21 protein-coding genes are annotated in these 24,076 nt (G+C 69.7%); 5 read left to right on the forward strand and 16 right to left on the reverse strand.

The features are described from left to right. Window positions 1-244: 244 nt before the first annotated feature. From ABZ855_RS44555 to ABZ855_RS44610, 12 genes are all read right to left on the reverse strand, one after another. Window positions 245-1,078 (reverse strand): ATP-binding protein, encoded by an 834-nt coding sequence (locus ABZ855_RS44555; protein ID WP_360818497.1) that lies wholly within the window; start codon window positions 1,076-1,078, stop codon window positions 245-247. Further along, window positions 1,075-2,655 (reverse strand): Mu transposase C-terminal domain-containing protein, encoded by a 1,581-nt coding sequence (locus tag ABZ855_RS44560; RefSeq protein WP_360818500.1) that lies wholly within the window; start codon window positions 2,653-2,655, stop codon window positions 1,075-1,077. Before ABZ855_RS44560 ends, ABZ855_RS44555 begins: the two co-directional genes overlap by 4 nt. 37 nt (window positions 2,656-2,692) lie before the next feature. Beyond that, window positions 2,693-3,337, reverse strand: a complete 645-nt coding sequence (locus ABZ855_RS44565) for a type I-E CRISPR-associated protein Cas6/Cse3/CasE (protein WP_360818503.1) — start codon at window positions 3,335-3,337, stop codon at window positions 2,693-2,695. Further along, window positions 3,328-4,122 (reverse strand): type I-E CRISPR-associated protein Cas5/CasD, encoded by a 795-nt coding sequence (cas5e, locus tag ABZ855_RS44570; RefSeq protein ID WP_360818506.1) that lies wholly within the window; start codon window positions 4,120-4,122, stop codon window positions 3,328-3,330. Before cas5e ends, ABZ855_RS44565 begins: the two co-directional genes overlap by 10 nt. Then, window positions 4,119-5,279 (reverse strand): type I-E CRISPR-associated protein Cas7/Cse4/CasC, encoded by a 1,161-nt coding sequence (cas7e, locus tag ABZ855_RS44575; RefSeq protein WP_360818509.1) that lies wholly within the window; start codon window positions 5,277-5,279, stop codon window positions 4,119-4,121. The genes cas5e and cas7e overlap by 4 nt, the downstream gene beginning before the upstream one ends. 4 nt (window positions 5,280-5,283) lie before the next feature. Beyond that, the gene (locus ABZ855_RS44580) at window positions 5,284-6,006 is read right to left on the reverse strand and encodes a hypothetical protein (RefSeq protein WP_360818511.1); all 723 of its coding nucleotides are present in this window, start codon (window positions 6,004-6,006) and stop codon (window positions 5,284-5,286) included. Next, window positions 6,006-7,592, reverse strand: coding sequence for a type I-E CRISPR-associated protein Cse1/CasA (gene casA, locus ABZ855_RS44585; RefSeq protein ID WP_360818514.1), 1,587 nt, complete (start codon window positions 7,590-7,592; stop codon window positions 6,006-6,008). Before casA ends, ABZ855_RS44580 begins: the two co-directional genes overlap by 1 nt. A gap of 526 nt (window positions 7,593-8,118) precedes the next feature. Next, window positions 8,119-11,067 carry an HD domain-containing protein gene (locus tag ABZ855_RS44590; RefSeq protein ID WP_360818517.1) on the reverse strand — a complete coding sequence of 983 codons (2,949 nt, stop codon included), beginning with the start codon at window positions 11,065-11,067 and terminating at the stop codon, window positions 8,119-8,121. A 1,453-nt stretch (window positions 11,068-12,520) separates the two neighbouring features. Continuing rightward, window positions 12,521-12,883, reverse strand: a complete 363-nt coding sequence (locus ABZ855_RS44595) for a hypothetical protein (RefSeq protein ID WP_360818520.1) — start codon at window positions 12,881-12,883, stop codon at window positions 12,521-12,523. Beyond that, window positions 12,880-14,607 (reverse strand): Mu transposase C-terminal domain-containing protein, encoded by a 1,728-nt coding sequence (locus tag ABZ855_RS44600; protein WP_360818523.1) that lies wholly within the window; start codon window positions 14,605-14,607, stop codon window positions 12,880-12,882. Before ABZ855_RS44600 ends, ABZ855_RS44595 begins: the two co-directional genes overlap by 4 nt. Next, window positions 14,604-15,800 (reverse strand): ATP-binding protein, encoded by a 1,197-nt coding sequence (locus ABZ855_RS44605; protein ID WP_360818526.1) that lies wholly within the window; start codon window positions 15,798-15,800, stop codon window positions 14,604-14,606. The genes ABZ855_RS44600 and ABZ855_RS44605 overlap by 4 nt, the downstream gene beginning before the upstream one ends. Window positions 15,801-16,119: 319 nt before the next feature. Further along, window positions 16,120-16,902 carry an MBL fold metallo-hydrolase gene (locus ABZ855_RS44610; protein WP_360818529.1) on the reverse strand — a complete coding sequence of 261 codons (783 nt, stop codon included), beginning with the start codon at window positions 16,900-16,902 and terminating at the stop codon, window positions 16,120-16,122. 256 nt (window positions 16,903-17,158) lie between these two features. Between ABZ855_RS44610 and ABZ855_RS44615 the strand changes: the two genes are divergently transcribed. Further along, window positions 17,159-18,019, forward strand: coding sequence for an AraC family transcriptional regulator (locus tag ABZ855_RS44615; protein ID WP_360818532.1), 861 nt, complete (start codon window positions 17,159-17,161; stop codon window positions 18,017-18,019). A gap of 211 nt (window positions 18,020-18,230) precedes the next feature. On the opposite strand, the gene ABZ855_RS44620 is transcribed toward ABZ855_RS44615, so the two are convergent. Continuing rightward, window positions 18,231-19,040, reverse strand: a complete 810-nt coding sequence (locus ABZ855_RS44620; RefSeq protein WP_360818535.1) for an SDR family oxidoreductase — start codon at window positions 19,038-19,040, stop codon at window positions 18,231-18,233. A 161-nt stretch (window positions 19,041-19,201) separates the two neighbouring features. After that, window positions 19,202-20,629: a coniferyl aldehyde dehydrogenase gene (locus ABZ855_RS44625; protein ID WP_360818538.1), complete on the reverse strand. Its 1,428-nt coding sequence runs from the start codon at window positions 20,627-20,629 to the stop codon at window positions 19,202-19,204. Window positions 20,630-20,758: 129 nt separating this feature from the next. Here ABZ855_RS44625 and ABZ855_RS44630 point away from each other — a divergent pair, with 129 nt between their 5' ends. After that, complete coding sequence (locus tag ABZ855_RS44630; RefSeq protein WP_360818541.1) at window positions 20,759-21,349, forward strand: TetR family transcriptional regulator; 591 nt, start codon at window positions 20,759-20,761, stop codon at window positions 21,347-21,349. Window positions 21,350-21,464: 115 nt separating this feature from the next. Here ABZ855_RS44630 and ABZ855_RS44635 read toward each other — a convergent pair whose 3' ends face one another. Further along, entirely contained in the window at window positions 21,465-21,596 is a 132-nt protein-coding gene (locus tag ABZ855_RS44635) for a hypothetical protein (RefSeq protein ID WP_360818544.1), read from the reverse strand. On the opposite strand from ABZ855_RS44635, the gene ABZ855_RS44640 reads away from it, so the two are divergent. Continuing rightward, entirely contained in the window at window positions 21,595-21,834 is a 240-nt protein-coding gene (locus tag ABZ855_RS44640; protein WP_360818547.1) for a hypothetical protein, read from the forward strand. The genes ABZ855_RS44635 and ABZ855_RS44640 overlap by 2 nt on opposite strands. 422 nt (window positions 21,835-22,256) lie before the next feature. Here ABZ855_RS44640 and ABZ855_RS44645 read toward each other — a convergent pair whose 3' ends face one another. Beyond that, entirely contained in the window at window positions 22,257-22,619 is a 363-nt protein-coding gene (locus ABZ855_RS44645; RefSeq protein ID WP_360818550.1) for a hypothetical protein, read from the reverse strand. 322 nt (window positions 22,620-22,941) lie between these two features. On the opposite strand from ABZ855_RS44645, the gene ABZ855_RS44650 reads away from it, so the two are divergent. Both ABZ855_RS44650 and ABZ855_RS44655 read left to right on the forward strand, forming a co-directional pair. Then, window positions 22,942-23,631, forward strand: a complete 690-nt coding sequence (locus ABZ855_RS44650) for a hypothetical protein (protein WP_360818553.1) — start codon at window positions 22,942-22,944, stop codon at window positions 23,629-23,631. Window positions 23,632-23,775: 144 nt separating this feature from the next. Next, window positions 23,776-24,045, forward strand: a complete 270-nt coding sequence (locus ABZ855_RS44655; protein WP_360818556.1) for a TatD family hydrolase — start codon at window positions 23,776-23,778, stop codon at window positions 24,043-24,045. Window positions 24,046-24,076 lie beyond the last annotated feature (31 nt).

Below are 24,076 nucleotides of genomic sequence, written 5' to 3' on the forward strand. Positions count from 1 at the left end.
GTCCGTCGTGTGTGTCGCGGGGGCCGTTCCGGCGCCCGTCTCCGCCAGGGTGGTGGCGAAGGCACGGGCGTCTGCGACACGGTGATGGAAGGTCAGAATGCGGCGCAGCTTGTGGTCGTGGATGGCGCGCAGGGCGGCGTCCTGAGATCGCCGTCGTTGGCAAAGGGTTCCATGGCCCGGCCGAGGCATCCACGGTTGCTGCGAGGCGGTGGATGCCTCGGGGACTATGGGCACGAGGCCCGATTCAGCGGTCGATGCCGACGTGGCCGGGGAATCGGGTGGTGGGATCGAGTTGGCTGAATGCCCAGCGGACGAGGTCCTTGCTGAAGGCCAGTTTCGGGTCGTTGTCAAGGGTGTCCTGAAGGATGACGGTGAGGTTGGCCCAGGTGCGGAAGCAGCCGTGTCCGGCGCAGTCGTCAATCCACAGCAGTACGTCGTCCTCGGCGTCGTTCCACAGCCGGTGGTAGCCGGGGATGACGGTGAGGATCTCGGCGGGGGTGAGGGGGCTGAACTGCTGCCAGCGGTGGACGCGGGAGTGCAGGGCACTGCGGTGCAGAATCTTTTGGCGAGTGTTGCCGCTGCCGACGAGGACGATGGCCAGACTCTTCGCCGTTTTGCTGTTCTTGTCCCACAGGTCCCGCAGGTACTCAAGGGCGGCGGGGCCCAGGTGTTGCACTTCGTCGAACAGGAGGAGGTGGAAGGCGCTGGCCAGTGTCTTCCTGATCTGTTCGTCGCAGATGTGGGTGGTGTTGACCGGTGCTGGGCCGGGGAGGTTCAGGCCGTCCCACAATGCCGCCCGGATCTGTGCCAGGTGAGGGGCCTGGGCGAACTGCAGCCACACTGTGGTGTCGGGGGCGAGTTTGCGGCAGGCGGCGTTGACGGCGAAGGTCTTGCCCAGGCCGACTTGTCCGTGGATGCAGATGATGGCCGTGCGGGTGATGGCTTTGCCGACAAGGGCTTCGGTGAGCAGGGCGGCGTCGGTGGCCATGCGAACGGCGTGTTCGAGGCCGAGGAAGTGGTCGTCGGCTTCACCGGGGAGGCGGCCGACGCTGAAGGGGGCGGTGGGTGTGGTGTTCACTGGTTGTCCTCCTCTGGCTGGTCGGAGTTGGTGGGGCTGGTGCGGGGGCGGGGTACGGCCCAGCCGTCGGTGGGTGCCGGAAGGGGCAGGAAGCCGGGCAGCGCCTGGCTGCTCAGGTCGGTGCCGCCCAGGTCGCGCAGTTCCTGGATGGCCCGGTCCTGGGTGATGGCGTCCAGCCGGTGTGTGGGGCCTTTGTTGACGGCCGCGTAGCGGGCCTTGCGGCTCTTCTCTGCCTTCTCCAGGCATCGGCGCAGTTCGTCGGCTTCGCGTCGGCGGGCGCGGTCCAGTTCGCGACGTACGGCGGGGGGAGCCTGGTTGGCCATGACGGCTGAGCCGAGGTACTGGCCGGTTGTCGGTTCGTACAGTTCGACGTAGCGGTCGTGGTGGGGCATGTAGCGCAGGTGGACTTTCTCTCCGCCTTTGCCCACCATCCAGGGGGCGAAGTAGTCGCGTTTGCGCCAGCGGACGCCTTTACTGGTGATGGGCAGCGGCTTTCCGAGGCGTTCCAGGGTGAAGGCGTGGATGTCCCTGGCGGTGACGGTCCTGACGGGAGTGGGGTCGGCGGCCCACGCCTGGGCGGGGGTCTTGCCGCCCAAATCCTGGATGGTGTTCTCGGTGTTCCATTGCCGCACCCAGTCCAGGAGCAGGGTGACGAAGACCTCGAAGTGGAGGAGTTCGGGGTCGGGGTCGATGGGTTTGCCGCCGGGCAGGGTGGGGGCTTCGGTGTAGCCGGGCATGTCGGCGAAGAGGGTCTTCTTGACGGCGCCGTTGGCCGCTTCGACGGTGGGTTTCAGGTCGGGGCGGCGGGGTGGCAGGACGATGAGTTCGGTGCCCAGCAGGTCCATCGCTTCGCCGACGGTCTTGCACAGGAAGTCCTTGCCTCCGTCGACGCGCACGCGTTGGGGGCGGCCGCCGAAGGGGCCGTGTTCGGAGGTGGTGAGCAGGGCGTCGCGCAGGGCGACGAGGATGCTTTCCCGGCTGGGGGTTTGCGGGGTGATGGCCAGGCCGCAGATGCCGTCGGTGGCGCAGTCGATGAACCATGTGATCCATGGTTTTCGGATGTGGCCGTCGATGATGACTTTGACGCTGGCTTCGACGTGGTCGGTCTCCCAGGCGTAGTTGCGGTGGTGGCGTGCGCGTTTTCCGAAGACGTCGAAGCGCCGTCGGGCGGCTTCTCCGCCGCGCAGGCCCGCGAGTTGTCCGCGGTTGAGCTGGCGGTGCACGGCTCGGTGGAAGGTGGCCCGGGCGGGCACTTCGGGCAGCGTGGGATCTTCTTTGGCTTCTGCTTTCAGTTCCAGGTGGGCGCGTTTGACGTTGCCGTGCCAGCGCGCCAGTACGTCGAGCATGTGATCGGTGAGTTCGAAGTGCGGCCGGCCGGCCGGGGTGTAAGTGCCGCCGTTGGCACGGGCGTTCTCGACCCAGCGGCGCACGGTGCGGGGATCAACGTCATGTGCGCGGGCAAGGGCGGCCATACGGCCGCTGGTGGGGGTGTGCTCGGCGGCGTCTTCCAGCAGCAAGCGTACGGCCAGGGCTCGGAGTTGGGTCGGGTCGGGGGGTGGTGGGGGCGTGTGCTTCATCAGTGCGTGGTGTGCTTTCTGAGGGTGCTGGCGGGGGTTAGGCGGGGGCGAGGGTGAGCAGGCCGGCGCCGTATGCCTTGCCCTTGCCGATGCCTTCGCGCAGTGCGGTGGCGAGCCGGTCCGTGTCGGTGATGGTGGCGGTGCCATCGAACTGGGTGAGTCTGTAGAAGGGGGCGGGCCGTTCGGGGCTGGGGAAGGGGCGGTCGAGGGTTTCGGTGGGTCCGGTCAGCTGCAGTCCGGCGGTGCTGGCTCGGCGCTGCCACCAGGCTTGTGCGTCCTGGCCTTGCAGGGTGGTGATCTTGCCTCGGGGGCGGCGGCCGGTGACCGGGTCGGGTGGTGCGCCGGTGGGGCGGTAGGCGGTGGGGGCGGCGGTGATGCGGTAGCGCACCGGCAGCCCGGGGGTGAGGGCGGTCAGCATGGGGGTCAGGTCGCGGGTGTCGGTGGTGCCGTAGCCGCCGGGCAGGCCGGTCAGGTCCGGGAGGTCAGCGGTCTGTACTAGCAGTACAGGGTCAAGGCCGGGCTCCAGGCGGAACAGCAGCCCGCCGTTCTTGCGGGGTGTGGAGCCTTCGGGGCGGGCGAGGAGCCGCATGAGGGTCTTGTGCATTCCTGGCCGGTTGGCAAGGTCGACGCGGGCCTGGCGGTGGCCGCGGTTGACGACGATGCGGGTCAGGGTCATGGGCATGAAGGGTCCTTGAGGATGTAGTTGGTGAGTGCCTCGATCGGCTGGGGCCCGGCGTACAGGGCGGCGGGCAGGTTTTCGGTGGTCTGCCATAGCGGCCGCAGCAGGTGCGTGCGGCTGTGGGGGGCGAAGTCGCTGGGCTGGCTGGGGCTTTCGCGGTGTGGGGTGTCGCCGGGGGCCGGGGGGTGTTCGTGGACGAAGGTGACCGGGACGTGCGTGGCGCCTGGAGCGGGTGGGCGCGGAAGGCTCAGCGGTACCGCGGTGCGCAGTGCGGCCACCGGGTCGGGGATGTCGGTGTGGATGATCAGGGGTTCGTCGGGCAGGCAGTTGCGTCTGCCGAGGTAGGGCGAGAAGCAGGGCTCGGCCAGGGTGCCGGCGATGTGCTGCAACAGTGGCGCAGGTCCTTGCACGGCGACGGTGAAGACGGCTCCGGCGAGGTAGTCGCGGTAGGTGACGAGGGTTGATTTGGCTTGGCTGCGGTATCCGCCGGCGGCGGTGCGCAGGCCTGTGCCGTGGGGGCGTCCGCCGCCTGCGGTCTGGAAGTCGCGGTGGGGGGTGCCGGGCCGGTCGATGCGGAGGGTGAAGACCAGGTCGTGGTGGCTGGGGGTGCTGGGAAGGTCCGGGTAGGGGTCCAGGGCCTGTTCCCGGGTGCGGCCCTGGGCGGCGGCGAACATGCCGATGAGCGCGGAGCGGGTGGGGAAGGCGGCGGTGTCGCGGTGAGGGAAGGCGGCTGTTTCTCCCCAGGACTGCAGCAGGCCGGCCAGGCGCAGTACCAGCCCACGGCTCATGCCGCGTCCCGCGCGGGGTGGGTGGGGTTCAGTGCGGCGGCAGCGCAGGCTGCGGCCAGGTCCTCGAATCCGTCGTGGCAGGTGCCGAGTTGGTCGATGGGGTGGCCAGCGGCGGTGGCGTGGCCGTGCGCGATGCGGCGGCGGGTGCCGACCAGGCGGTCGATGGTGGCGGCGTAGTCGGCCAGTGTCTGCCGGGCGGGGGCGGTGTAGCCCTGTCCACGGGCGGTCAGGGGCTGTTCGAACGCCGCGCCGTAGGAGATCGGCCGCCGGTCGCGCACGGCGTAGTGAAGCAGGTCGGGTACGCCGTGAGGTGCGGTGGAGGTCTTCTTACCCTGGGGCATCGCCATGGTGAAGGTCCAGACGAACAGGTCGATCAGCTTCTGCGCGGCGGCGGTGTCGCCGTCGAGGTTGGTGATGAGTGCGGTGACGTTGACGGTGGCGAAGCGGTAGAACACGCCTGCGGTCAGGAACGCGGTCTCCAGGTGGGCGCTGCCGGCCTCGCCCGGTCGGGGCCAGTCCTCGACTGCGGTGAAGAAGTCCGGTTGCGGGCGGGCGTCGTGGACGGTGAACGCGGGTGCCATCTGCACGGCGCCGTCGACGTGTCCGGTGGGAATCTCAGCGAGCATCCGCCCGAACAGGTTGATAGTGGTGGTGCGGCGGGTCAGCTCGGCCGCGACCTGTTTGGTGGGCAGGACGGGCGGGGCCTGCTTGCCTGTGGCGTTCTGGTCGGCCAGAGCCTGCTCGAGTTCGCCGCGGTGGCCGGTGCAGATCTGCAGCAGACGGCCGGTGACGTCGGCGGGCAGGTAGAGCATGGCCTGGGTGCGGTGGCCTTGCTGCGGGTTGGTCTTCAGCCCGCCGGTCTTGGCGCTCAGGGCCACCTGGGCTGCGGTGAAGTCCGCCAGATCCTGCGGCCAGCCCTGCTGGCGCAGGGCGTCGGCGAGAACCGGAGGGACCATGCGGGTGCGGGCGGCACTCTCGCCGAGTTCGTCCTCCATCTCCAGGCGCACCGGCCGCTTCCAGGCTGCCGAAGAGACCATGGCCCGCTCGGCGTCACCGAATTTGATCGTTTTGGGGTGGCCGCTTTCCCCGCGGTTCAGGTTGGAGGCAGTGACCGGCTGGAGGACGTGAAGGTCCAGGAAACGGGAGCCGCTGGTCATGTCATCAGTCCTTGATGGGGTTGAGGGTGAGGTAGAACGCGTCCAGCCAGCAGGTGGCGACCTGGTCCGGGTCGAAGACGCGGACCGCGAGGTCGTCGAGCAGGACGGGCCAATCCCAGGCAAGTCCCGCGCGCAGCAGCCGGTCGGTCAGAGAGGGCAGCAGGTGCTGGTGAAGGTGGTCGTCACCGACACGGACGATGACGTGCAGGAGGTCGTCCGTGCGGTCCTCGTTGAAGCCGGCACGGCGTACCGCGCGTGCCAGGGTGACTCCGAGGTTGGGGCGCTTGCGCCAGGCTGCAGTCGTGTAGGGGGCGGGGTCGGGCTGCCCGGGTTCAGGCGCGTCCGGTGGGCTGGGCAGAGGGGCCTGTGTGGCTGGGGGCGCCGCAGGTGAGCTGCTGGGGTCGGTGACGGGGGGCGGGCAAGGGGCGGTTGCGGCGGGCTGCGTGGCGGGTTCGCCGGCGGTCTGCCGCGGGGCGGGGGTGAGGCGGGTGCGCTGTGCTTCAAGAGGGTCGGCCAGGGCGATGAGGGAGGCGACGGTGTAGTGGGCGTGGCGGTGGCCATGGCCGGCAGTGCGCACGGTCAGGTATCTGTGCATCCGCAGGCATTCCTTGACCGGGCGGCCACGGCCGTCCCTGAGGTCTCTGCGCACGCCTGGGTCGGCGCACAGCTTGAGGATCTCTGTGGTGAAGTCCTGGTAGTGGCGGCGGCGTTCGGCGGCCGTGGGCATCAGCGGCGTTCCTCTTCCGGTCGGGTGCGCGGGGGCCGGTGGAGTTCGGCCACGGCGGCGGCGACCGCGCAGGCGGCATGCCGCAGTCGGACACGGTCGCCTGTGGTGGCGGTACGCAGCGCCCGCTCCGCGGCGGTGGCGAACGCCCGCCGGACGGAAAGGTCCGGCTGGTCGAGCAGGCGCCAAAACGCCCGCTCGGCCAGCGGCCAGTACGCCGCGCGGGCCGGTGCCGCCCACGGGGACGTCGACTTCTTCTCGGGTTTTCCGAGGGTGCGGCCGTCCTGCGGGCAGCCGGGGCCGTTGACGGTGTCTTTCCATGCCTGGCCGGCCAGGTAGGTCAGCCGCCCGGCGTGGTGTTCTGCCGCCGCGACGCATTCGGCGATCCGTGCGGCGCGTTCCGGGTCATGTTCCTGGGCCCAGGCCCAGATCGGCGGGGTGATCGCGGTGTACCAGCGCCGGTTGTTGACCTTGCCGTCCTGGTCGAAGCCGTGGACACGGACCCGCAGGCTGGCACGGACGGGTTCGGGCAGGTCGTTGAGGGTGTCGAAGATCTGCGGTCGGCGGAAGGCACGGCGTTCGTCCGGAGCCAGCAGCAGGGCCTCCAGTTCCCGCCACCATGCCTTGTCTGCGTCGGCTCGGCGCGGGTACCGGCGCAGTTCGGGTTTGGCGTTGCCGTTGGTGTGGATGACCAGGTAGGGGTCGGTGGCCGGCAGCGGTGGGCGTTCGGTCGCCCAGGTCAGGTACACGTCGCGGACGTACGAGCCGTCGTGGCCGGGCACCAGCAGCAGCGCGTGCTGGGAGCGGCCGGTCAGGATCCGTCCCGGCCAGGTCATCGGGGCGGGCGGGGCGTCCGGTGCGGGCGGGGCGGGGTCTTCCCACGGGCACAGATCGGTGCCGGTCTGCTCGCCGGTGAGTTGGGGAATCTGGGCCAGGAGCGTCTCGTACAGGGTGCGGCCCAGCGGGTGGAAGGAGACCGTCGAGCGCAGCGGGCCGCTGCGCCCGCCCACGTGCCGGGGGGCGCGGCGGCCGACGGTGCGTGGGGTGCCGCCGCCGCAGGCGCCGTAGTAATGGTGGATCAGCAGGTGCTGCAGGGCCTGAGCGGTCGGTACGGGCACCGGATCGAGGTCGTGGTGCGGGCTCATCCAGGCAAGGTTGTTGCCGGCCGGGCGGCCGAAGACCAGTTTGTTGATCCCCGAGGGAGCTTTGCACTGGGAGGCCAGCAGCGGGTCCTGCAGCCAGGGGCGCACCGGATCGAATACCTCGAAGCAGTGGGCTTCGTTGTCGAAATACGCGTTCACCGCGGTGGAGTTGAAGCCGTCGGGCAAGGACAGCAGAGTCCGGCGGCGGGCGTTCCACTGGTCGGCGGATAACTGCGGGTCGTCCAGGGCGGTGATGCGGGCGGTGATGACAGCAGCGATGCGCAGCAGCCCGGACGCGGCCGGTGCTACCGGCATCGCCAGGTCATCGATGGCGTGGGCGCCGAGGAACAATTCCCGCAGGCCCACCTGGCGGTAGATGGTGCCGTACCGGACATCGATCCAGGGATCGTCCGCAGCGCTGAAACGAGCAGAAACACAGGACGTCAAGAGGCGTCTCCTACAGATGAGGGCGCAGCACCGCCTGGCCCTGGACAGCTGTCCGGGTCCGGCAGGCAGGCAGGCAGGCAGAGGAAGAGCGAAGAGAGCAAGAGCGTCGACACACCAGTCGGCGAACGACCGGGGCGGGAGGGGAAAGAGTGCTGGCCGAGCGTCAGGACCGGCAGGCGGGGTGGGCGGCCTGCACCCCGGCGCGGTACCGGGTTCGGCGGGCAGACCTCGCGTTCATGCCGGCCGCAGCTCAGGGAGACTGGCACACCGCCACTCATGCTTGTGGCGTGACGGGTGCTTCCGAGCCGTTTGAACTCGCCGAACACCCCCGAGATAACCACACCGTAACCAACCATGTCCAATGCGTGAGAAAGTGTGATTATCGGTCATTCCCTGCATAGCGTTCGGGCGTGTCCTGGCACCGTGCGGCGGCCGGCGTTGGACGGGCCGGCGCTGTGCTTTCCTGCCCGTGTCCGCCAGGCACCCGTACCGGCAGCCATGGTCCGCCGCACCGGTATCGGGCAGGTCAGCTCAACCTGTCGTGGACCAGGCCCAGTTCGTTATCCATGCGCAGGCGATGACGTCCGTAGTGCTCGGTGTGGGCGGGGTCGCGGGCAGGGGCGGGCAGCAGGACCACATCGGCGAGCAGCGGATGCTGGTCCCAGCCGGCGGGGGGACAGTGCCGGGGGCTGCGGCGGGCGACCCAGGCAGCGGGCACGGGCACGGTGTGCTGCAGGATCTGGTGGACCCAGCGGGGGCTCAGGTGCCTCCGGTCGGGCAGCAGATGCGTACCCGCACAGTCCAGGGCCAGTGCGCCGCCGGCCGTTAGATAACAGGGCAGGAGGCGTCGGGGCAGGGTGCCCAGGCGGGTGGCGGCCTGGTCGGCGGTCAGGTACTGACGATGCAGGTCGGCCAGGGCCGATACCCGGTCGTGCGGCGGGATCAGGTGCACGGCGCTGAGGTGTTCCTCGGTCATGGTGCGCTCCAGGTGTCCGGCCAGCAGCCGGCGCAGGTTCGCCGTCTCGTCGGCGAACAGGGAGTGTTCGCCGTGGACCTGCTCGACCAGATCCTGCACGTCGCCGGGCACGTCGAGTGACAGGTCACAGTTCTGGGCCTGCAGGAGGGCTGCGGTGGCATGCAGCAGGAATGCCGGCTCCACGGTGCGCCACTCGGCCGGGACCGCGGTGGCCCCTGCGGCGCCGAGCGGCTGCAGGACCGTCAGGTGCGGCACGTGGCCGGCATTCCACCAGGGCGGGCGGCGGCCGGTGTTCCGCCAGGCCAGGCGGAAGCGCGCTAGGCGTCCCGCACGCTGCAGCAGCCGGGCAATCGAGGCCAGATCACTGACCATCATGTCCACGTCAATATCGAGGCTGGTGTCCAGCATGCTCGTGGTCACCACGACCAGCCGGTCCGGGCGGGGCCCGGCCGGCCCCAGAGCCCGGCGCACCCAGCCGGTGCGCTGTTCGCGCACCCAGCCGGGAAACCGCGCGTGCAGCAGCATCAGTTCTCCCGGATCGCCGGTCCAGGACCGTCGCAGATACCGGTAGGTGTCCTGGCTGTCGGCGACCGTCGCGCACCCCACCATGGCGCAGCCGCCCTCACGGGCCACCTGTCCGATCGTCCGGCCGATCGCGGCAAGCCGCTCGTCCGGTTCCACGTCCCGGACCGCTTCGCCCAGCCGCCGGTAGGTCACCGGGCGCATGGTCATGCGCAGGGGGCGGCTCTGGGCCCGGGAATGCCGGATGCGGGCCGTCTCCTCCATCCGGTGGGCGGTGCCGGTGGCGGCATCGGCGAACAGCCACCCCGGAAAGGCCGACGCGTAGTCCGCGGCCGCAAGCCGGCCCGGATCGTGCCCGGCTCCGGCCAGATACGCGGTCACCATGGCGCTGCCGGTCGAGGCGGGCATCGTCGCGGACAGCAGCACCACCGGCGTACGCATGCTCCCCAGCCAGCCCAGCAGCCGCAGCAACTGCAGGTGACTGTACGGGGTCAGGGCATGGGCTTCGTCGACGACCCCCGTCTTGCCCGACAGGGCCAGCAACCGCAGCGCGCTGAACTCCACCGGCAGCACCGCCATCTGCGCCTGATCGACGGTGGCCGCGCTGAACTGGGCCAGCAGCGCCGCGTCCTGGCTGCGCAGGAAGCCCTCCGGCGCGGTCACCTCCCGCGCCGCCCACTCCCCCGCCCCTGTCGGCTCCGGCACGCCGCTGTCCAGGCCGGTCGAAGTTACCTCGCCGGGTGCCGGAGTGCCGGCCGAGCGCGTGCCGTCAGGCATCAGCGCGGCCAGGGCACCGGCAGGATCAGCGTGTCCGCCGGCCGCCTCGGTGGCGAGCTGTGCGTCGGTGTAGGCGGGGTTCAGCCGGCTCCGGCTGTGGGCCAGCGTGACCGGCACCCGCTCGGGCCGGTGGGCACGCACATACGCTTCCAGCATCTCCCACGCGGCATCGGCGGTCGCCGTGGTCGGCATCAGCCACGCCAAGCCGGCCGTACCGCACGCGCCGTTGCAGATCCGGGCGGCCTCCAGGGCTCCGACACTCTTGCCCGATCCCGTACCGTCGGCGATCACCGTGATGCCGACGCCGTACTCGCCCACCAGGCCGGGCAGCTGTGCCATCAGCGAGGCCTGCAGATCGTTGGGGCCCTTCACGTGCGGGTGGGCGGTGGTGAACGGCACCGGCTCCAGGTCGACGCGCTCCAGCTCCGCCTCACCGACCGCCTCGACCGCCCTCGCGCGGGCATCCGCGAAGTGTTCGGCTGCACCGAACGCCGGCATGTGGGCTGCCTGCTGCCAGTGCCCGCGCTGCCCGGACAGCCGGCCCGCCAGCATCCCCACCCCGGTCATCAGTACCGCCGCCTGCACCGACACACGCTCTGGAACCACCGCCGCGCCGGTCAGATACCGCACCAGCGCCGCGTAGCGGGACCGCAACTCCCGCCAGGCCGGCCCGCCGGCCGTGGCCGCGACCCTCCGAACGGCAGCGCCACCGCTCACATCGACCTGCAGGAACCGGCCCCCCATGCCCCCGACCGCCTGCGCACAGCGCACCGCCGGACTGCTGTTGCCGCCCGCAGTGAAGCCGAACGCGCCCAGCACACCGAACGCCACGTGCATCGAGGACCGGTCCACCTCCACCGGTACCGGCGAGACACGGCTCGCCCCGGCCACCAGATCCTCACCCAGCCGTACCCACGCGACACGCTCACGCTGCTGGAAACCCGGCACGAGCTTGCCCAGCTCCCGCAAACCCGCCAGCAACGACGTCAGCGACCGCGCCTGCTCCATACCCACGTCCAGACCCTCGGCGATCACCGCACGCTGCGAAGAACTCAAAAACCGGTCCCACAGCACCGCCGCAAGCGCCGCGTCATCCAGCATCCGGAACAGCAGCGGATACGACGTCCAGGCCGCTGCGTCAAACTCCGCCCACGCTCGGAGGTCGATGCCCTCCAACCGGGCATCCTCAACCACCCCCACCGCAGCCCCCCTCAGCCCCAGCCCCGCTCATCCGCCCCAGTCGACCACGTAACGGTCAGCACACTAGACTCAACCACATGTCACCGATGCCCCAGCATGGCCCGCCTCGCGCCCACAGCAAGGATGACTCCGTCCGGCCCACTTCGCACGGCTCCCTGGTGACGCCCGCCCTGCATCCGCGGGGATGACTCGCGGGGCCTCGGCTCGTGAGCGCAGATCTACCGCTCCGCCCCGCACAGGCAGGGATGACCCGCCCCGTACCACCAGCGGCGCCGAGACCGCCGACCTCGCCCTGTATACGCAGGGATGACTCCCCCGCACGCCCGCTCACTGAGTCGCGCCGCGCCTCCGCCCCGCATCCTCGCGGACGAGGTCCGCGTCTTCGGAGATGACCTCCGCCCCCGCATACGGAGGGATGACTCCGCCCCCCGCCGTACGGCCTGCCAGACCGGGCACTTCGCCCCGCACACGCAGGATGACGCGGCGTGATCGGCGAGCTCGCCCGCGTCGTATGCCTCCGCCCCGCACACCTCAGGGATGAATCGATGGCCCGCATCATCGTGGCGGTTTATCTGCACTCTGCCCTGCACACGCAGGGATGACTCCCCGCCGTGGCCGCTGGACTGGCAGCGCACCTGCTCCGCCCCGCAGACGCAGGGATGACTCCCGCACCAGCATGACCCGGTTCTTCGCTGGCCTCTCCGCCCCGCAGAGCGGGGATGACTCGTTCGTGTCCACGTTGGGAGAGTCGAGCTTAAACTCCTGCCCTGCACACGCAGGGATGGCTCCAGATCGCCGCTGTAGACGATCAGGTCCGGCTTCTCCGCCCCGCACACGCAGGGATGACTCAATGTGCTCGTCCACGCTGCGCTGACGCGGCGCTTCCGCCCCGCACACGCAGGGAAGACACCATGCAGTCGGCGCCGGTCAGTTCGTCCTCGTCCTGCGCCCCGCTACGCAGGGATGACTCCTCGGCCACGAGGTACCCCTCGATCGACACATACTCCGCCCAGCACATGCTGGGATGACTCGATCACACACTTGGTGCGGTCACTGCGCGGGGTCTCCGCCCTGCATACGCAGGGATGACTCGATGATCGCGAGCTGGGTGGCGGGTTCGTACCACTCCACCCCGCACACGCAGGGATGACACCCAGTTGCTGCCCAGCCCCACATGGGCTCGCCCCCCAACACGCAAGGACGATGCCAACATGGGCGCCCAGCCCCACGCAACCGCACCCCAAGCCAGAAGAACCTGCAGGTCAGCCGGGGACCACCATTAGAATTCTCATTTCAATGTCCTGCATCTTCCCATGTGACGTCACATCATTTTCTCATCAACTGCCGTCCTTGATCCTGCCAAGGATCGGCAAGTGAGCACGTGAAGAGGGCTGCAGCAACAGAAGAGCGCAGCACATCAGGATGAGAGCTTCACCGGACACCGAAGTGAGACTCAGCACACAAGGAAAGTGCGGGGGCGTTCGGCCAGGGCCGTCTTCAGCAGGCGGTCGAACTCGCTGGGATGGCGCGGTGGTTCGCCAGCCAGGTCAAGCGCGGTGAACAGTTCGTAGCGCACCGCGCGGGCGGTGGGCCGGGCCCGGAAAGTGATCTTGCGGACGTCCTCGCCGGGCTCGAGTGCGCGCAGACAGATGTTGACCGCGAGGGTCTTGCCGAAGCCGGCACCTCCGTGGATGCACATCATGGCGCGGGCGGCGACCGTGTCGGAGATGTTCTCCCGGGCGGTGAGCAGGGCGCGGGTGGTGACCACGGACGCATCGGGCAGGTCGACGTAGTACTGGTAGGTGGCCGCGGTCACGAGGCGTCTCCGTCTTCGTCGGTGGTGGGAGGTGCGGCCCGCCCGCCCGGGCCGTCCGGGGCGGAAGCGCCATCAAGGCTGTACGGGTGCCGGACGGGCGGGCCTGGCGTGGTCAGCGCGGCCAGGGAAGCAGGGGTGCGCCAGTCGGCCGGGGGCGCGGCGGGCGGGATGAGGTCCGGCATCGCCAGCTGCGCGAGGTCGGAGTCGGCAGTCTGGGCGAGTTCGGCCTCGGCCTGCGCGGTGGTCAGCGCGCCGAGCCGCTGAGGTACCTCGGGCTGGTTCACAGCAGCGTAGCGCTCGCGCTGCGAGGCCTCCAGGTCCTTCTTCAGGCGGCGGGCGCGAACGGACCGTGCCCGCCGTACCGCGCGGAGCTGTTCCTCGGTGGCCTGATCGGCCAGGTCCGCAGGGCCCAAGTAGCGGCCGGTGGCCGCGTGGTAGACCTCGATGCGGTGATCGTGGTGGGGCATGAAGCGGACCCTCACCTGGATCCCGGCCTGGCCGGTCATCCACGGCCCCACGTAGTCGCGCCTTTTGAAGCGGATGCCGCGGGTGGTCAGCGTGCGGGTGCCGGCATCCTCCAGGGTGAACGTCCACAGATCCGCGGCCGGCACATCCCGCAGCGGGGTGGGATCGTCCTGCCACGCCTGAAGCGGAGTCTTTCCCCGCAACGGCGCCGGGCAGTGCTCGGTGTTCCACCAGAGCGTCCAGGACAGAAGCCGGGCGGTGAAGTCCTCGAAGCCGAGCAGCACCTCGTCCTTCGGGCGAGAAGCCCGTTTGCCGGGGCGCGGCTGGCGGGCATAGCCGGGCAGCGCGGCCAGGAACATACTCTCCACCGCACGGTTCAGGCCCTCCACGGTGCCCTTGAGGTGAGGGGTGTAGGCGGGCAGGTCCTCCACCGTCACGTCCAGGAGATCGAACGCGGCCGTCACCGTCCGGGACAGGAAGTCCTTGCCACGGTCCACCCGTACCTTCTCGGGCACGCCGCCGAACGGACCGTAGGGGTCCTCGCGCAGGACCGCGGAGCGCAGCGCGGCCAGCACCGACTCCCGCGACGGATCCCCCGGCGTGGCCGCGACACCGGTGATCGCGTTCGTCGCGCAGTCGGTGAACCAGGTGATCCACGGCCTGCGAGCCTTACCATCGACATCGACCAGCACCGGCGCCTGGACGTGATCGGTCTCCCACACCTGGTTGCGCCAGCCCCGCGGCCGGGCCAGGAACACATCATGCTTACGCGCCGCCCGCTCCCCACCCGCTAGCCCCGCCCGCTCCCCCGGCGTCAGATCCCGCTGGATCGCCCGGTGCAGCGTCGGAATCGACGGAGGCGGCTCCCCCTCGCCCTTGGCCGCGCGAGCGATCAGCTCACGATGGACCGCCGCGACGTTGCCCTTCCACAAGGCCAGCAGGCGGCGCACTTCCGGGGTGACGGAGAAGCGGTCTTTGCTCTGGGCCCGCGCCCCGGGCTCCGCCGCGGACTCGTCACGCTCGGCAGCGGCAAGCCACCGCCACACCGTGCGCTCGGTCACTTCCAACGACTGAGCCATCAGCCGTACATGTCGGGTCGTCAGTTTCTGGTCCTGCCGCAGGGCGAGCAGCCGGCGCACGGCAGGGCCGCGCAGCGCCGACAAGGAGGAAGAAGGAAGACCTCCCCGCGTGTCCGGACCGTCCCCGTGCACGCCGGAGCGGGGAGTGCCCTCTTCCGGCCCGGCCGCCGCGCCGGTCACAGCGGCCCCATGAGCCGTGCGCAGGCCCGCTCCAGCATCCGGCGGTCCACCACCGCACGGCTCTTGCCGTAGAGCTCGGCGGTCAGGTGCGAGGTGAGCTGCGCCCAGGTTCGGAAATTGCCGTGTCCCACATGCTCGTCCACCCACACGACATCGTCCTCGCTGACGTCCTCCCACAGCGGGTGGAAGGCAGCCATGACGGTTGCCACCTCGCGCGGGCTGAGGCGCGGCACCAACTCCCAGGTCAGTACCCGAGAGGCCAGCGCGGGCACCCGGCGCAGCGCCCGTTCGCTGCCCGCGCCCGCCAGCACGAGGGCCGTGTCCGTGTCCGGGTGGTCCCACAGCCCGCGCAGAAACTCCAGCGCCGGCCCCGGAAGGCGCTGTGCCTCGTCCAGTACCAGCACGCGGGGCTGCCGTAGCGCGTTCACCAGCATCAGGTCGGCCTCCCCCGCCCCACGCGGCAGACGCCTGCCCAGCTCCAGGGCATCCGCGAGCACCCGGCGCAATTCCGGAACCGTCGGGTGCACACCGACATGGACCCGACGGACCCGGGCCGGGTGCGGCAACTGGGAAAGAGCGTACTGCAACGCGACCGTCTTGCCCTGGCCGGCGTCGCCGTACAGACACACCACCGCCCCGACCGCGGCCGCGTGCGCGACCGTCCGCAGCACCGACCGCACAGCAGGCGTGTGCACCACCTGGGCATCCGGGACCAGGACCGGGACCTGCGCCAGGTGCTCCTGCTCCCGCAGAAACACCTGCCCACCGACGCCTTTCGCGGCCACCATGTTCAGGCCCAGCTCGCTGAGGGGATCCGGCCTGCGCGGCCCGGCCACCTCAGGCTCCCGCCCGGTCAGCAAAGCCCGCCCCGCCCGTCGGTCCCTGCGGATCACCCGGCTCAACGTCGACATCGACGGAACTGGCACCTCACCGCCGGCAGCCACCAGCCGACGCCTCAGCTCCGAGACATTGCCCCCCGCCTCACCCAGCAGTTCCCAAACCTCGTCCGACACCGCGTATCCCTGCCGGACCGGCGCCTCCGCCCGCCCCGTCGCCTTCGCCTTCGCCTTCGCCTTCGCCTGCTCCAGCCAGCGCCAGACCGTACGCTCCGAAACACCCACCGTCTCAGCAACCGCACGCACATGCCGCGTCGACAACTCTCCCACCTGCTGCCTCTCCAGCAGACGACGCACCACCAACCCCCTCGGCAGCACAGCCCCACGGCCGGCTCCTACACCTTGATCCACCCCACGATCACACCTGCCCAGCCCACGTCAGCGCATAAGAACTCACGAACCTGAGACAGCATCAGCTGCCATGCGATAAAGCCCCACGACAGTGGTCCCGTCCATCAATCTCTCACCTCATGACAGCGACTTACCCCACCACAACATCCGCTGACCAGCCCTGTAACACCCCACCCCAGAACATCACCACCGACTCTCACCACCACCGACTCTCACCACCACCGACGCGACGCCGAAAGATCGCACCTGGAAGGTCGGAGCGACCTCAGTTCTTGGGGCCGAACATGTAGGCGTTGGCGACGTCGATGAGGGCTGCGCCCTGGTAGGCGGGGTAGCGCTCGGTGATGGCCTTCTTGTAGGCGTCGCCGTCGTCACCGAGGAGCTCCCGGCCGGCGTTGACGTAGTCGGTGAGCTCGGCCCAGACGGCGGGGGTGGTCGGCTCGCCGTGGCCGGGCAGGATGGTGTCGTACCCGGTCTCGGCCGCGAAGCGGTCGATGTTGGCCTGCCAGCCGTCGAAGTCCTTGTCCAGGAGCCACAGGTGGGTGTGGTTGTAGACGACGTCCTGAGCGACCAGGACACCCTCCTCGGGCAGCTTGATCACCAGGGTGGTGTGGATCTCGCCGCCGGTGACCTTCTCGAACACGAACGGGATCCCGTCGATGACTTCGGTGCCCGGGGTGATCTCCACGGTCGGAGTCATGTCGGTGAGCGGGATCTCGGCGCCGGTGGGCAGGTCCGTCTTGGCACCCATGGCGACGATCTCCGCGGTGGTCTCCGGCAGGGCGTGCACGGGGACGCCGAAGCGGGCCGCGCCCTGGTAGTGGTCCGGATGCGCGTGGCTGACGACGAGGCGGTCGAGCGGCTTGCCCAGGCTCTTGGCGTAGGCGACGACCTCGTCGGCGTAGGCCAGGACGAACTGTGCGTCGACGGCGATGATCCGCGACGGCGTCTCGATCAGCTGGGTGGTGACGCCCAGACCGTCCTCGGGCGAGACGTAGCTGTGGACGCGGACCTGGCCCTTGTCGATGACCGTGAGGGTGCCGTGCATGGCTGTGCTCCTGTCGTGATGCGGATGAGCGGTGATGAGGGGACGCGGGGAGGGGCGGATTGTTGCTGGCCGGTTCACGATCGGCCATCGGCCGTAGCGGACACGGCCGGCCTTCCGTCCCCACGGGCCACGCCCCTGGAACAACTCCATCCTGGGACGGAACCGGAGGTCCGGCGAGGTACGCTGCGGTCTCGTGATGGTCCACAGGCGACAAGCGCGGCAGAAGTCCGGTCGGCGGGAGACGGGACTGCCGAAGGTGGTTTTCCATCCTCCGGCCGGAACCCCGGCGGGCCTGGAGGTCATGACCCTGGCGGATTTCCGCGACCGCATCCGTGACTGGCCCTGGCACATCGCCACCCCGCACCGGCAGGACTTCCACGCCCTGATGCTGGTCACCGCCGGCACCCTGCGCCACCGCGTCGACTTCACCGGGTACGTCCTGCCGCCCGGTTCCTGGCTGTGGATCAGGCCCGGCCAGGTGCACCAGTGGCACAACCCCGACCAGGCCGAGGCTGTCCTGATCTTCTTCCAGGAGGACTTCGTCGCCCCCGAGACCGCGGAACTGGCCGGACTCGGCACCGGCACCGCCCCGATGCCCCTGTACAGCCCCGAGTCCACGGAGGCCCCCGTACTGGCAGCCGCGGCCGAGCAACTGGCCGCGGAGTTCTCCCACTCGGACCGCCATCCCCTGCCCGTGCACACCGCCCTGCTGCACCGCCTGCTCGACGTCGTACTCCTGCGCCTGGCCCACCTGCGACAGCACGGCCGGGCCGCGGAATCCGCCCCCGAGCCCTTCCTGCGCTTCCGTGACGCTGTCGAACGAGGCTTCTCGCGCACCCATCGCATCGACGACTACGCCCGCGAACTCGGCTACTCCACCCGCACCCTCACCCGCGCCACCCAGGCCGCGGTGGGCCTCAGCGCCAAAAACTACCTCGACCAGCGCCTCGCCCTGGAGGCCAAGCGGCTCCTGGCCCACGGCACCGAACCCGCCTCCACCATCGCCACCCACCTCGGTTTCACCAGCGCCACTCACTTCGGCAAGTTCTTCCAACGCCACACCGGCCACACCCCCCTGACCTTCCGCACCACCCAACGAGCGTCGCCGCCTGCGTAGCCGCCCCCACGCCACTTGACTGCCAGGGGCTCCAAAGCGGGTACTTCCGGCTCAGCCTCCGAACACCTCCGGCGGCACCCCCAGTTCCTTGGGTCCGACAAGGCCGAACGTCGGGTGTCGGGTGTCGGGTGTCGGGTGAGCCAGGAACAGCATGAGCGGGCCATGGCTGCGGTCCTGCCGGAACCGCGGCCGTGGCCCGAGCGCATGTTTGTCAGTGGCCAGGCCCGCTCGAGCGCATCTGCCACTGGGTCATCGCGCCGAAGGCCAGGGCGTTGGCCCGTCGGGTGGTGAAGCGTGAGGTCAGGGTCATCACCCAGTTGAAGGTGCCGGAGACGACGCTGGGCGGCGGGTTGCGCCGGTCCAGCGTGCGCAGGGCGGTGGCGACCACCTGGCGTGGGGTCTGCAGCCTCACCCCGCGGGCCATGTTGTCGGAGCCGGCCGTGTCGAAGAACTCGGTGCGGGTCGGGCCCGGGGAGAGAGCGAGCACACGCAGCCCGGTCCCCCGCGATTCCTGCCACAGCGCCTCGGTGAAGTTCAGCACGAAGGCCTTGGTCGCCCCGTAGACGGCGGCGTTCGGCCACGGCTGGTACCCGAGGGAGCTGGCGACGTTGACCAGGACACCGGTCAGCCGGCCGATGAACGCCCTGGTGACGTCGACCAGGCCGGCCACGTTCAGGCCGATCTCCTGCTGGACGCGCTCCGGGTCCTCCTGGCGGAAGGGGGCATGGGTGCCGAAGCCGGCGTTGTTGACGAGGCTGGTGACGGTGATCCCGCGCCTGGCCACCTCCTCGGCCAGCGCCTGGCCCGCGGCCGGCGCGCCGAGGTCGAAGGGCACCACCGTGGCGGTGACCTTGTGCTTCGCGGACAGTTCGTCGGCCAGGACCTGGAGCCGGTCCGCACGTCGGGCGACCAGCACCAGGTTGGAGCCGCGCTCGGCGAACTGGCGGGCGAACTCCGCGCCGAGGCCCGAGCTCGCGCCGGTGATCAATGTGGTCTGGGTACGGTAGTCGATCTTGTTCATGGCGGTCGGGGACGCGGTGCCCTCGCGGGCACCTCCGCCCCTTCTCCTTTCAATCCTTGCGACGGTCTGTGACCGTCATCTGGTGCTCATGTGTTGCCGAGGCGGGCTCGGAGCCCACCTGGGCGATGGTCGAGGACCGGCGGGTGCCGGGGGTGGCTCCGTCAGCGGAGGAAGAAGTCGAGGAGGCGTTCAGTGCGCTTGTTGAAGGGGGCGTGCAGGAGGCGGGTGGCGTTCCAGCGGCCCTGGATGTGGATGCCCTTGGGGTGGCTGAGTGTGCGGAAGCCTTCGATGCCGTGGTACTTGCCCATCCCGCTGGCGCCGACGCCGCCGAAGGGGAGGTCGTCCTGCGCGACGTGCATGATCGTGCCGTTGACGGTGACGTTGCCCGAGGTCGTGCGGTTGAGGACCCTGCGGCGGTCGGGGCCGTTGTCGCCGAAGTAGTAGAGGGCGAGGGGGCGCGGCCGGGCGTTGACGTAGTCGATGGCGTCGTCGATGTCGCGGTAGCCGAAGACCGGCAGGATGGGGCCGAAGATCTCCTCGTGGGCGATGCGCATGTCGTCGGTGACGCCGAGAACGACGGTCGGTGCGAGGGTGTGCGGGCGGCGGGCCGCGTCGCCCGGGCGGTGTCCGACCTCGATGATCCGTGCCCCGTGGGCGCGGGCGTCGTCGAGCAGGCCGGTGAGGATCCCGTACTGCTTGTCGTCGACGATCGAGGTGTAGTCATTGCTGGTCGGGCCGTGGGGGTAGGCGGTCTTCACCAGTCGGTCATAGGCGGAGATGAAGGCGTCGATCTCGGATTCGTGCACCAGGGCGTAGTCGGGGGCGATGCAGGTCTGCCCGCCGCTGAGGAGCTTGCCGAAGACGATGTCGGACACGGCCTGGTCCCGGACGTGGCCCTTGGCCACGATGGTCGGGGACTTGCCGCCGAGTTCCAGGGTGACGGGGACGAGGTGGTCGCTCGCGGCCTTCATGACGGCCCGGCCGACCTCGGTGCTGCCCGTGAACACGAGATGGTCGAACGGCAGCGAGGAGAACGCGGAGCCGTCGCCGCTGACCATCGTGACCTGCTCCGGCGGGAAGAGCTCGCCGAGCATCGACGCGAGCACCGCGTTCGTCGCCGGGGTCAGCTTCGACGGCTTGAGCATGACGCGGTTGCCGGCGGCGATCGCGGTGACGACGGGCATGAGCGACAGGTTGACCGGATAGTTCCACGGGGAGATGACGCCGACCACGCCCAGCGGCTGGTACTCGATGCGGTTGTGGCCGAAACGCAGCGCCAGTTCGATGTGGCGGTGGGTCGGGCGCATGAACCGGCGAAGGTTGCGGTGCAGGTAGTCGATGCCCTGCACGACGCCCACCAGTTCCATCAGCGCGCTCTCGTGCCGTGAGCGATGCCCGAAGTCGGCGTCTATCGCCTCCTCGATGGCTCCGCGCCGGGCGATCAGCGCCGCCCTGAACCTGCTCAGATCGCCGCGCCGGGCCTGAAGGGAGGGCGCTCCGTCACGGAGGTGGGCGGCGCGCTGGGTCCGGAGGATGTGCTGGAAGCGCTCCGCGTCGGTGGACTGAGCGGCGACGTCGGTGATGGTCATGATCGTGCTCCTTAGCTGTTGATGAGGGCGGCGGGGACGGAGTCGACGTCGCTCATGACATTCACTCTACGCACATCTTTGCACTGAGTGCAAGTAGCTGCATCGAGTGAGGCGGCGTACCATCGGTGCATGACTCAGAAACCGGCCCCCATCCGCGAACAGACCCGCTCCGTGGTTCGATCACTGCTGGCCCGGACCGCCATCGAGCTGTTCGCGACCAAGGGCTTCGACAACACGACCCTCGACGAGGTCGCCGCCGCCGCGGGCGTCTCCCGGCGGACCCTGTTCAACTACTTCCGCAACAAGGAGGACCTCGCGCTCAGCGGCCTGGACGAACAGGGCGAGCTGATCGCCGCGCGCCTCGCCGAGCGCCCGGCCGAGGAGGATGCCTGGACGGCGCTGCGCGCGGCGTTCCAGGTGCTCGAGGAGATGGACATACCAGCCGAAGGGCGCCTGGAATTCATCACGCTGCTGTTCGCCAACGACTCGCTACGCGCCGGACACACCGAGAAACAAGGCCGCTGGCAGGACCTGTTCGCACCGCACATCGAGCCCCGACTGCCCGACTCCGGCCGGCGCAACCTGCAAGCCCGCGCGCTCGCAGCCGCAGCGATCATCTGCATGCAGGCAGCCAACGAGGAATGGGTACGTCTGGGCGGTCAGGTCGACATGTTCGAGCTCTACGACACCGCCGTAGAGGCCGTCCGCCGCCCCACCTGAAACCGGCCGCATCCGGCTCCACCACGCTCGCCGACATGGGAACCAGGGCCCGAACCGCCTGGCCCCCACCAGCAGGACCGGACGAGCCGGCCACCGTAGGCCGCCCAGCCAGAGGTCAGCCCTGGGCGGATAGCCGCAGCGTCCGGTAACCGTCGACATCGAGCTTGCCCGGCTCGCTGCCCATGTCCACCGTGCGGGTGCACGCCAGGACATCCAGCCGCTGATCCAGACCGCCGAACTCCCTCATGAATGACATCACCTCCCCCGGCCACGCCGATCCCCGCCGAATGCAGCACACCCACCACCCCGCGATCCACATTGACACTGGACAACAGCCACGGACACCTCAACACCAGCTGGACGACGCCTACCGCCCGTCGGTGAGGGCCTGGCAGAAATACAAGCCCCGCGAGAGGAGCGACGCGATCGTCGGCGCGATCACCGGCTCCCACGCCGTTCACCGCACGCTGCTGCTCGGCAGGTAACGACGACGAAGGCCGCCTTCAGTACGTCGGCCGCACCACCACCCTCGCCCAGGCGGCAGGTGTCACGGTGACCGGTCTGCTCGCTCCGGTGCGGCGCGGTCATCCGTGCTCAGGCTGGTCGTTCTCCACCGGGTGGGGCAGCCAGGAAAAGCTGAACGTCACGCTGGTGAAACACGTCCTGGATCTGCCGGGAGGGCTGGCGGCCCTTCTGGCAGGGAACATTGACGCGCCCGGGTTCGTGCCGGTTGAAACCGCTTCAGCACATCCGAGCCAGGAACCCGGCCCGTGGCTTGAGGCGGTGCCCCGTGCAGGCCCGTCTGGCTGTGCGGACGCTTCCTCTCGCACACGCCCTGCACCTGTCTCATGCAACGGTCCGCTCTCTCACACGCGCCCGGGAGCAGGCGAAACGGGAAGAAGGATGTCTACTGCAGGGCTTCTGTCCGCAGCACATGGGCATCGCGTACGAACACAACTGGCCAGGAACGGCGGGCGAGTTCGTTCTCGACAGCCCGCTGCGCGTCGGCCAGCCGTCGCGGCCGGGCACCGAGGCGCAGGGCGGCGTGAAACGCGTCCAGGAGCGCCGCGAGGTTGCCCGGCACAGCGGTCGTGACCACGACGGAGTCGGCCCCGTCACAGCGGCTGAGAGCGGCCTCCACCACGGCTTCACCCTGGACGTCCTCCCGCGCGATGACGCACAGCAGCGCGCGGGCCTCAAGGACGTAGCCCAAGTTCTCGACACGTACGGAGAACACTTCGTCGGACACGGCCGTGGCGGCCTCACCCATGGTTCCTCCCCCTGGGAGTTACGCACACGACGCCACCAGTCCAGCACGTTCGCCGCGAAGTCGGAGGCGTGGACGCCATCACCGCGCAGATTGACCGCACACCTTCAGGACGTGAACAACTGCGCCGGGATCAGCAAACAGAGGTGGACTCGCCTGCGTCCAGGACCGGGGTCGCGTCAGGGTGCTGCGCAGGTCCCCTCTGCGTCGAGTTCACCGAGGCGGCCGGTGACCTCCTCGATGTGAGAGCGGGGCTGTCCGGCCGGCTCGCCCGGTTCCCACTCACGCGCCTCGACAACTCCTCCAGTCCAGGCAGGATGCTCGCATGAATACTGAAGTGACGGCAGCGCTCGTCGGGGGAGCAAGTGGCATGGCTGGCGCCCTACTTGGCGGCGCAGCTGCTGTGTGGGCCGCGAGATATGCGAGTCGGGCGGCGGTGGCAAGCGCACTGGAGGCCGCCCGATCGGCCTACCTGGGCCCGCTCGACACCGCACGCAGGTCAGCGCAGCGCGAAGTGTTCGCAGGCCTCCTGGCCGCCACCCAGGACTGGAGGGGGACCGTCGAGGCTGCTGTGGTCGCGGCTGAGCGGTGGGACCAAAGGGCAGCGGACCATGCTGAGCGGCTCGCCGACGAGGGCCATGCTTATGCCGAGCTCGATGAGGCGATAGTGGCCTCGTACCGGCAGCAGGTCGCCACCGCCACCGACCCCCGCGCGATCACGAATGCCGTCCAGCGGGTGATGCTGGAGGCAGCCAAAACCGACGTCGCGAGAGCCGCAATAAAGGTGGGGGATTCCGCACAGACACTCATGAACTACCTGGACCAGGCCGGACAGACCAAACTCCGGGACCCTGACAGGTCACTTTGGACCGATCCCAGCCAGCACCACGTGAACCCAGGCCGCTCACCCGCCGCACTCAGCAGCCTGGACTCAGCAATTGACACGTTCGCCAAGGAGGCAGCGGCCCACCTGAACAAACGCGACTTCGGCAATGGCCCAGTCGTCTCGGCTTGACCCAGGCCACCTATCACAAGCAGCTGAAGCGCAGCGGGAGCCAGGCTTGGAGTGGGCGGGATGCCGCACTCCGCCACCAGACAGGGCAACGGCGGCAACGGCTCGAGGGCAGCGTGATCCCGGGCAGCCCCCTGGATCGGCGAGATCGGCCTGGACCTCTCCCCCGCCCGCCGGCCATCCCGACGCGCCCAACTCCGCATCTTCGAAGCAATCCTGTCCGACCCGCGTGCGACCGCACTCCCCCTGACAATCCACAGCCGCAGCGCCGAACTCGAAACCATCAAGCGACTGGCGCAGGCCGGCGCCCCACACGCGATCCTGCACCGGTACACCGGACCGCTAGCGCTGCTTGTGGGCGCTCACGGAATGTTCCCGGGGTCGGCTCATGTAATGGGACCGACCCCGGTCTGTTGAGTGGGTCTACTTCGTGGTGGCCGTCGCCTTG

Origin of the sequence: Streptomyces sp. NPDC047042 (assembly GCF_040644035.1) — a bacterium.
Classification (GTDB): Bacteria; Actinomycetota; Actinomycetes; order Streptomycetales; family Streptomycetaceae; genus Streptomyces.

Coding starts and splice junctions, on each gene's coding strand:
- ABZ855_RS44620 (WP_360818535.1), bottom strand. CDS start 19,040: ATGAACAAGATCGACTACCGTACCCAGACCACATTGATCACCGGCGCG.
- ABZ855_RS44640 (WP_360818547.1), top strand. CDS start 21,595: ATGAATGACATCACCTCCCCCGGCCACGCCGATCCCCGCCGAATGCAG.
- ABZ855_RS44630 (WP_360818541.1), top strand. CDS start 20,759: ATGACTCAGAAACCGGCCCCCATCCGCGAACAGACCCGCTCCGTGGTT.
- ABZ855_RS44560 (WP_360818500.1), bottom strand. CDS start 2,655: ATGAAGCACACGCCCCCACCACCCCCCGACCCGACCCAACTCCGAGCC.
- cas5e (WP_360818506.1), bottom strand. CDS start 4,122: ATGAGCCGTGGGCTGGTACTGCGCCTGGCCGGCCTGCTGCAGTCCTGG.
- ABZ855_RS44650 (WP_360818553.1), top strand. CDS start 22,942: ATGAATACTGAAGTGACGGCAGCGCTCGTCGGGGGAGCAAGTGGCATG.
- ABZ855_RS44635 (WP_360818544.1), bottom strand. CDS start 21,596: ATGAGGGAGTTCGGCGGTCTGGATCAGCGGCTGGATGTCCTGGCGTGC.
- ABZ855_RS44625 (WP_360818538.1), bottom strand. CDS start 20,629: ATGACCATCACCGACGTCGCCGCTCAGTCCACCGACGCGGAGCGCTTC.
- ABZ855_RS44645 (WP_360818550.1), bottom strand. CDS start 22,619: ATGGGTGAGGCCGCCACGGCCGTGTCCGACGAAGTGTTCTCCGTACGT.
- ABZ855_RS44565 (WP_360818503.1), bottom strand. CDS start 3,337: ATGCCCATGACCCTGACCCGCATCGTCGTCAACCGCGGCCACCGCCAG.
- cas7e (WP_360818509.1), bottom strand. CDS start 5,279: ATGACCAGCGGCTCCCGTTTCCTGGACCTTCACGTCCTCCAGCCGGTC.
- ABZ855_RS44580 (WP_360818511.1), bottom strand. CDS start 6,006: ATGCCCACGGCCGCCGAACGCCGCCGCCACTACCAGGACTTCACCACA.
- ABZ855_RS44610 (WP_360818529.1), bottom strand. CDS start 16,902: ATGCACGGCACCCTCACGGTCATCGACAAGGGCCAGGTCCGCGTCCAC.